7 protein-coding genes and 1 pseudogene are annotated in these 7,558 nt (G+C 64.7%); 2 read left to right on the top strand and 6 right to left on the bottom strand.

Going from position 1 to position 7,558, the window contains the following annotated elements; translation table 11 throughout:
- Positions 1 to 417 (top strand): annotated as a pseudogene (locus ACR2JI_RS17630) (HNH endonuclease signature motif containing protein); the annotation flags it as partial.
- Positions 418 to 497: 80 nt separating this feature from the next.
- Here ACR2JI_RS17630 and ACR2JI_RS17625 read toward each other — a convergent pair.
- The 4 genes from ACR2JI_RS17625 to ACR2JI_RS17610 all read right to left on the bottom strand — a co-directional run bounded on the left by ACR2JI_RS17625 (position 498) and on the right by ACR2JI_RS17610 (position 3,983).
- Positions 498 to 1,271 carry a hypothetical protein gene (locus ACR2JI_RS17625; RefSeq protein ID WP_526392336.1) on the bottom strand — a complete coding sequence of 258 codons (774 nt, stop codon included), beginning with the start codon at positions 1,269 to 1,271 and terminating at the stop codon, positions 498 to 500.
- Positions 1,271 to 2,185, bottom strand: coding sequence for a hypothetical protein (locus ACR2JI_RS17620; protein WP_526392334.1), 915 nt, complete (start codon positions 2,183 to 2,185; stop codon positions 1,271 to 1,273). The genes ACR2JI_RS17625 and ACR2JI_RS17620 overlap by 1 nt, the downstream gene beginning before the upstream one ends.
- Before the next feature lie 104 nt (positions 2,186 to 2,289).
- Entirely contained in the window at positions 2,290 to 3,132 is an 843-nt protein-coding gene (locus ACR2JI_RS17615; protein WP_526392332.1) for a sulfurtransferase, read from the bottom strand.
- Positions 3,133 to 3,137: 5 nt separating this feature from the next.
- Positions 3,138 to 3,983 carry an acyl-CoA thioesterase domain-containing protein gene (locus ACR2JI_RS17610; RefSeq protein ID WP_526392330.1) on the bottom strand — a complete coding sequence of 282 codons (846 nt, stop codon included), beginning with the start codon at positions 3,981 to 3,983 and terminating at the stop codon, positions 3,138 to 3,140.
- Between the two features lie 37 nt (positions 3,984 to 4,020).
- Between ACR2JI_RS17610 and ACR2JI_RS17605 the strand changes: the two genes are divergently transcribed.
- A complete protein-coding gene (locus tag ACR2JI_RS17605) occupies positions 4,021 to 5,487 on the top strand; it encodes an MFS transporter (protein WP_526392328.1) in 1,467 nt (488 codons plus the stop codon).
- Here the strand turns inward: ACR2JI_RS17605 and ACR2JI_RS17600 are convergent.
- Both ACR2JI_RS17600 and ACR2JI_RS17595 read right to left on the bottom strand, forming a co-directional pair.
- Positions 5,484 to 6,896 (bottom strand): mechanosensitive ion channel domain-containing protein, encoded by a 1,413-nt coding sequence (locus ACR2JI_RS17600; RefSeq protein WP_526392326.1) that lies wholly within the window; start codon positions 6,894 to 6,896, stop codon positions 5,484 to 5,486. The genes ACR2JI_RS17605 and ACR2JI_RS17600 overlap by 4 nt on opposite strands.
- Positions 6,893 to 7,558 (bottom strand): adenylate/guanylate cyclase domain-containing protein (locus ACR2JI_RS17595; protein ID WP_526392324.1); only part of this gene is annotated, 666 nt, incomplete at its 5' end. The genes ACR2JI_RS17595 and ACR2JI_RS17600, both read right to left, overlap by 4 nt.

Genomic DNA, 7,558 nt, shown 5'->3' with positions numbered 1-7,558 from the left:
CTGATCCGCATGGCATCCCATGCCTGGCACTACCTGTGCGTGTTCGACTCCCACACATCCCGCCCGCTCTACCTGGGCCGCACCAAACGCATCGCCACCCCCGATCAACGCATCGTCCTGCACGCCCTGCAACGCGGCTGCACCCGACCCGGCTGCGACAAACCCGGCTAACACACCCAAGTCAACCACGACACCGACTGGGCCCGAGGTGGACGCACCGACATCACCGACCTCACCCTGGCCTGCAAACCCGACCACGACCTACTCACCACCGGAGGCTGGACCACCCGAAAACAACCCGACGGCACCACCAAATGGATACCCCCACCACACCTACCCATCACCGCCGCCACCAACACCTACCACCACCCCGAACGACAACTACCCCCCGACGACGACGCAGCAGAGCGAGCGTGAGCGGTTCAGGACCACCGCTCTCAGTAGATGTGCTTGTAATACGAGACTGTCTTGGGGGCGACCTCACTGCCGCCAAACCATCAGAGGACCCGCGAACTGGTCCAGAAGTTCGGGATCAGGTCAGCCGGGTACGGCTTGTAGACCGTGATATCGCCATAGCTGATTGCGATACCCGAGTAGTCGACGTAATAAGAGAACGTCGCGCCGACCTGAACCCTTATGATCTGCGCCTCGGTGGGAAATACATACGAGTAGTGGTCGTTGAAGAACGGGCCGACCTCAAAGAAGTCATCGGTGACGTTGTTCAGTCGCCAGACCACCATGGCAGCGTCACGGTTGGGCTCTAACGGAGTGAATGTGAGCCCGGCCAGCTTGTTCCAATCGTGCTGGTCGGCGTCTTTGAGGTCGTAGGCCGAGTCAGCGGTGAAAGTAGCGTCACCGGAATCGGATGTCACCCAGATCGCCGTCGCACCTGGGATCACGAAATGTGTTCCCTGATAGATCGTTTGGAGTTTTCCGCGCGGATCCCAGCCGAAGATGCCGGCGATCCGTGTCACCAGCGAGGACCAGATATCTGAGGAAGCGGCCCGGGGGGTCGCTTGGGCGATCGCGCGGGGTGTCACAGCAGCTCGGCGCTGCGGAGACTGGGGCGCTCTGGCGGAGGCAACCGGCCCAAGAACGTTGGCTGATACGCGAGTGGAGCGCGAACTGGAGTGGTTGTGGTGCACCGGAGACTTGACCGAATCCCCCCGGGAGTCCGCGGCCGCCGGGGTCGCAAGTGCGATCGCTGCCGCCGCTCCGATCCCGAAGATCCCGCAGGCCACCCCGATCACCGCGGGTCTGATTTCAGTCACTAGTCCAGTTTCAGGTAGTACGACACCGTCCGCGGCGCCGCCTCGTTACCGCCGAACCACCCACTGACCCTCGCCGCCGTCCAGACGTTCGGTGTCAGGCCCTGCGGGAAGGGCTTGAACACGGTCCTGTCGCCGTAACTGATCGTGACGCCGGTGTAATCGACGGTGTAGCTGAAGGTTTGATCGGCCGGGACCGAGATGACCTCATAACCCGGGGACAGCGGATTCTCGTTCGGCAGAATCCGCACCTTGTTGACGTTGTAGAACGGGGCGATCTCGAACAGTTGGGTCTCCAGGTTGTATCGCCAGCCCACCATCGCCGAATCCCGGTCTGGTTCAAGCGGCGTGAAGGCGATGCCGGTCAGCTTGTTCCAGTCCCACTGATCCGAGTCACCGAGATCGTAGGTGGTGTTCGTGGTGAAGGTTCCACTGCCGGAGACGTTTTGGACGAAGAATCCGAAATTGTTCGGGATGGTGAAATGCGTTCCCTTGTAGATGGTCTGCAGCCGACCGCGGGGATCCCAGCCGAAGATACCGGCCACCCGGGTCATCAGCGAGGACCAGATATCTGAGGGGGTGAGCTGAGCGGCAGCGGTGGGAGTTGCCGCGGCGACACCGGGCCGGACAGCCGCCGATCGGCGCAGAGCGGCGATCGGGACTGCGGCAGCCACGGGCGCAGGCGGTGTCACCGAACGGCGACTCGGGGATCGAGACGTCGTGGCACCGCGCGCAGCGACCGCCCTGGAGACGGGCTTGGCGGTCTGGGAGCCGCGAGCCTGGGATGCCGACGGGGCCGAAGAGTCAGGAGCGGCAGCGGCGTGACCGGCAAAACCGGTCGCCACGGCGCCGCCGATACCCAGGGCCACCGCATAGCCGCCGATGCGCCCGATCATGGCCGCTCTCGTCGCCGCCATCGGAATCCCCCTGCTGATCACTCGTCGGGTCTGATCACCTGTTGAGTATCGAGCATATCGGCAAACACCGATCTGGCGTCAGTCCGGCACCTGCGGCCGTCCAGCTAATCCCCGCGAGCCGCCGCGCGGCCAGGTTCGGCGATCCACTGTGACCAGGAACCGGGGAACAGTGCCGCGTTGATGCCGCCTGCGGCGAGCGCGGCCAAAACCACCGCGGCTGTGACCCCGGATCCGCAGTAGACGCCGATCGCACCGTCAAGGCCGGCGAACCGGTCCCTCAGCGCAGCGTCGTCCAGGAACGCGCCCCCCTCGCCGAGCAGTGACGCGCTCGGCAGGTTGACCGCTCCGGGAATATGGCCGCCGACCGGATCGACCGGCTCGACCTCTCCGCGGAACCGTTCGGGGGCGCGGGCGTCGAGCACGGTGCCCACCGCACCGGTCGCGATATCGTCCGCGGTCAATGTCGGGCGGGCGCCGCCGTAGAGATCATGGTGTGGGAGGGTCACATCCCCGGCCTCGGGGCTCTCGGCGCCGGCGCGCAGTTCTCCCCCGGCCGCCCGCCACGCCGCGAGTCCCCCGTCGAGGATCCGGACATCGGAAAGGCCCGCAGCGGTCAGCACCCACCAGGCCCGGGCCGAACCCGCCCGGTTCCAGTCGTCGTAGACGACCACAGATTGTCCCGATGAGATCCCCCAGCGCCGGGCATTGCTCTGCAGAGCGGCGCCGTCAGGAAGCGGGTGGCGGCCCCTACCGCTCAGATGGTGGTCGCTGAGTTCATCCTCGAGGGACACGTACATCGCACCCGGAATGTGTCCCTCGTCGAAGGCCGACCGCCCGTCGGTCTGATCGAGCCGCCAGCGCACATCGAGGATCGCCGGAGCGTCACCGTTGTCAAGCCGGCTCATCAATTCTTCCGCTGTGATCAGAACCCGGTCCCGACGGCTCACGCGACTCACACCCCCATCGCCGGGATGTCCTGACCGGCGGCAAAATCGATCTGGGCCGCGGGGTTCGCAATCCCGGTGACCATCCCGGTGCCGAAGGGTCCTTCGTCATCGAAGAGCGTGGCGGTTCCGGTTGATATGCCATCCGCGCACCAGTGCGAATCAGCCTGCAGGCCAATGTAATTCCCGATCGGCAGGCGCGATAGTGCGACGGTCAGGTCACCGTTGATGTATCCGATACCCATGGTGCCAAGGTTGGTGACCAGGCTGGTTGCCTCGGCGGCCACCACCGTCCGCACGAAAGGGCTTAACGTTTCGCCTTCCACCACCTCGATGGTCCGATGGTAGACGCGCTTCCGCGAGGTGTTCTGATGCTGCGCACCCGAAGAACTCCAGCCGACATCATCGCTGCTGATTGCATACGCCGTACCTCGAATACCTGTCGGCGGGGTGAAGGACTGCTCCGGAATCCACTCCTGACCGGGTGGCGGAGCCGACTTTCGGTCTTGCAGCATGCTGGCGCGGGCGACTACGACCCCTGCCTGGATGACATCGCACTCCGAGCCCCTGATCCGCCTGCCCTCACGAACCAGGCGCGTGCGGACTTCGGTGGGAATCCGCCCTGCCGCTTTGAACAGGTCGGTGGTCAACCGGGCCGGGAGGAACTCGTCGTCGCCGTAGTCGTGCTCCAGGCATCGCGCCACCAGACCCACCACTGCCGGCCCGTTGAGGGAATCTTTCCCCCACCTGCTCAGTGCTGATTCGGTCGGGTGGAAGGCGCCGTCGCGGTGGGCGAAGAAGTACGTGGCGTTCCGGAACACCCCGGCATCGTCGCACAGATCGTTAGTCGACATAATCGACTGTGGCCGTCGGCCGCGGAAGGGATGTGCGGTGTCGAGTCTGCAGGCAGCACCAGGCGTTCGACGCGACCGTCCGGCTTCGCCCCTACTGGTGGCAGCGCTCAGCGTGATCGTGCTGACAGTCGCGGTGCTGCAGACCGCTGTGGTGCCGATCCTCGGGGTGATGGCCCGGCAACTCGACGCGTCCACCGTGGCCGTCAGCTGGGTGGTGACGGCCAATCTGCTCACTGCCGCAGCCACGACTCCCCTGATCGGCCGGCTGGCGGACCTGCACACCAAAAAGCACGTGTTGTTGATCGTGCTCGCCGTCGTGCTCGCCGGTTCACTGCTGGCGGCCACGACGACGTCGCTGCCGCTCTTGATCGTCGCACGTGTGCTGCAGGGCGCATCGTTCTCCCTGTACCCCATCGGCGTCTCGATCATGCGAGAGGAACTGCCGCCCGAACGGATGATGAGCGCGCTGGCAGTTTTATCGGCGGTACTCGGTTTCGGCGGCGGAATGGGTCTGGTGATCACCGGCCTGCTGATGCGTGATGACGCCGGCTATCACCGGGTGTTCTGGTTCACCACGGCCTTCTCAGTGCTGGTGCTGGTGCTGGCGGCGCGATTCGTCCCGCTGCGAACCGCGAGTGCGACGGGGACCGTCGACTGGGCCGGCGCAGTGGGACTGGCCGTCGGGCTGTCCGGCATGCTGCTGGCGCTGACCCAGGGCAAAGTGTGGGGTTGGGGCTCGCTGCTGACTCTGGGCAGTGCGCTGTTGGGTCTGGTAGCGCTGGTGCTGTGGTGGCTGTGGGAACGCCGATGTGAACATCCACTGGTGTCGACCGCCATGCTGTCGCGGCGGCCGGTCCTACTGACCAATATCGCCACGGTCTCGGTGGGAATGGGGTTGTACTTCGGATTCCTGGGTCTGACCGGCCTGGTGCAGACTCCCGTCGCCAGCGGTTACGGATTCGGCGCCACCGTCCTGCGAGCCAGCGTTGTATTCCTGTTGCCCGGTGCAGTGACCGGGTTCATCGTCGCCACGGTCAGCGGTCGCTACATCGACCGCTTCGGTGCGCGGCCGGTGCTACTGGTAGGCGCGGGAGTCGGTTTGATCGGTTACACAATGCTGGCCCTCTTTCATTCGCAGACCTGGCAGGTGATTGTCGCGGCGCTCCTGATCAACGGTTACGTAAGCCTCGCCTATGGGTCGCTGCCGGCATTGGTCATCCGCGAGGTGGACACCGGCGAGACCGGGGTGGCAACGTCGATCAACGCCATCGCCCGCACCGTCGGGGCCTCGGTTGCCGCCGCAATCGTCGCTGTATTGCTCAGCCGGCACAGCAGCGTCAACGCGTTCCCGCCGGAGAGCAGCTTCACCATTCTGTTCGCCCTCGGAGCGCTATCCGCTCTGGTCGCCATCGTGCTCATCGGGGCAAGCCATCCTCGACTGCGCCGGATCGACTCAGTCGAGGAACTGTCCGAATCACGGGCGTTGAACCGCGAGTGGGGTTAACCCTCCGGGTTGCCCTCCGACATAGCCCGCAGAACAGCCGCACGCCTTTCGTCGATGGCGCGCCCGAACTCCTGCAGCAGCACCGGGTTGCGCTGCACCACCCGTTCGATCGCCTCCCGCTCGACGCGGATCAGTGTGACCTCATCGATCGCGAACGCCGATCCGGCGACCGGATGGCGGATCAGCGTGCTCTGTCCCAGGAAGGAACCCTCCTCGAAGACGGTGACTTCGTTGCGGGAGCCGTCCTCCGCCACCGCTGTCAGCAGAACCTTGCCGGCGGTGATGAATGAGACCGCAGAAGGGACAGTGCCGGTCGCCATGATGAGTTCCCCCGCGCCGTAGCGTTCGATGCTCGCATGCGGAGCCATCGCCCGCAGTTGGTCGGCGGTAAGCCGCAGCACCGGAACAACTACCGCATCCAACGCTTCGGCGACAAGGTCCGGATTGGAGAAGCCGTCGTCTGCCTCATCAAGGTGCAGTCCCTCCCTGCGAGCCGCGTACCAGATCCAGCGCAGGAAGGTCGCTTCGGCTTCGTCGTCATCGGCGGTGGCATGCAGCGGAATGCGGGTGCGGTACTTCATGTTGCCGACCGGAACAGCGGTCGGGGTCAGATCCGGATTGCACCCCGGCAACTGCGATGCGCACCGGACCAGCATCGCGCACACCTGGTCTGGGCGATCCTCGACCGCGAACACGCTCGTTACCCGGGTCGCTTTGGCATCCTTGGGCCGGCTCAGATTCTTGAAGGTCTCGCCGGCCAGCACCGAGTTCGGAATGATCTGCAGCCCGGTACCGGTCCTGAGATGGACTGCGCGCCAGTTCACCTCGACAACGCGGCCTTTGGCGATACTCGTCTCGATCGTTTCGCCGATCTTGAACGGCTGCTCGAAGAGCATCAGCAGCCCGGAGATGATCTGGCCCACCGAGTTCTGCAACGTCAGACCGATGACAATGGATCCGATGCCCAGTGCGGTGAAGAGACCGCCGATATTCGCACCCCAGATATACGCGAAGACCAGCCCGACTCCGATGGCGATCAGCCCGAAGCGCACTACATCGACGAAGATGCTCGGTATCCGCCCCCGCCAACTGGATTCCGAGGCGCCCTGGAACAGCGAGGCCTTCAGGCCCGAGAGCATCAGGACCAGTACTACGACAGCGACCAGGGTCCCCACGATCCGCACCGGCGTTGCGGTGGCCGGAATCTGGGTGGCACCCACCATCGCCAACAGCAGCGCGCTCAGCGGCACGAGGAAATTGCGAAGTACCCCGACTGGCCGCAGCAGCGGGCTGCTACGTCGTCGTAACGACTGCTGCCATTCGGTCAGGATGACGAGCACAACAGGCAGCCCGATCGCGATTCCGATGGCCCACCAGAACCACGGCGCTGAGAACACCGATGCGATCACTGGGTGTCCTCAACTCGCCAGATGGGCTCGACCGCCCCGTTGACTTCGATATTGCCGGCTTGCGTGAACGACATCGCCTCGGACAGAACGTCGACGACGCGTGAGGTGACGTAGATCCCGGACGCGGGCACACCGTTCTTGATGCGATGGGCCAGGGTGACCGCCGTGCCCCACATATCGAAGACCGGCGACGGCTCCGCGACCAGCCCGCTGCTGACGGTTCCGGTGTCGATACCTGCCCGCAGTCCGAGGTTGAGTCCGGCCTCGCCGTTGAATCGTTCGATGATCCGCTGGCATTCCAGAGCGAAGTCGACCGTCTGCCGCACGTTGTCGAGCCGCGGAACCGTGAGCCCGCAACTACCGAGGAATCCATTGCGCACCTGATGGACTCGCTCGACGTCGAATTCCGCTGCTGCGGCGTCGTACTGCCGGATCAGTTCCCGCCAGAGGTCGAGATATTCGCCGGCGTCGAGTTCGGCCTGAATTCGGTCCAGGCCCGTGACGTCGGCATAGACCACCGTGACATTCGGGTGGTCCCGTGCGGTGATCTCCGCTCCGTCGAACACTTTGGCGGCGATCGGCGCCGGCATCAAGGAGCTCAGCAGTTTGTGGATCTGGCTGCGCTGTTCGGTCAGCAGATCCTCCTTGACCGAGAGACTGCG

The sequence above is a fragment of the Mycobacterium sp. genome (assembly GCF_051006775.1).
In the GTDB taxonomy this organism is placed as follows: domain Bacteria; phylum Actinomycetota; class Actinomycetes; order Mycobacteriales; family Mycobacteriaceae; genus Mycobacterium.
Note: the sequence above shows the minus strand (reverse complement) of the source record. Positions and strands in the feature narration are given on the sequence as shown.

What these genes read in the sequence shown, in the direction of transcription:
- ACR2JI_RS17620 (WP_526392334.1), bottom strand. Translation starts at nt 2,185, where the DNA reads ATGGCGGCGACGAGAGCGGCCATGATCGGGCGCATCGGCGGCTATGCG.
- ACR2JI_RS17610 (WP_526392330.1), bottom strand. Translation starts at nt 3,983, where the DNA reads ATGTCGACTAACGATCTGTGCGACGATGCCGGGGTGTTCCGGAACGCC.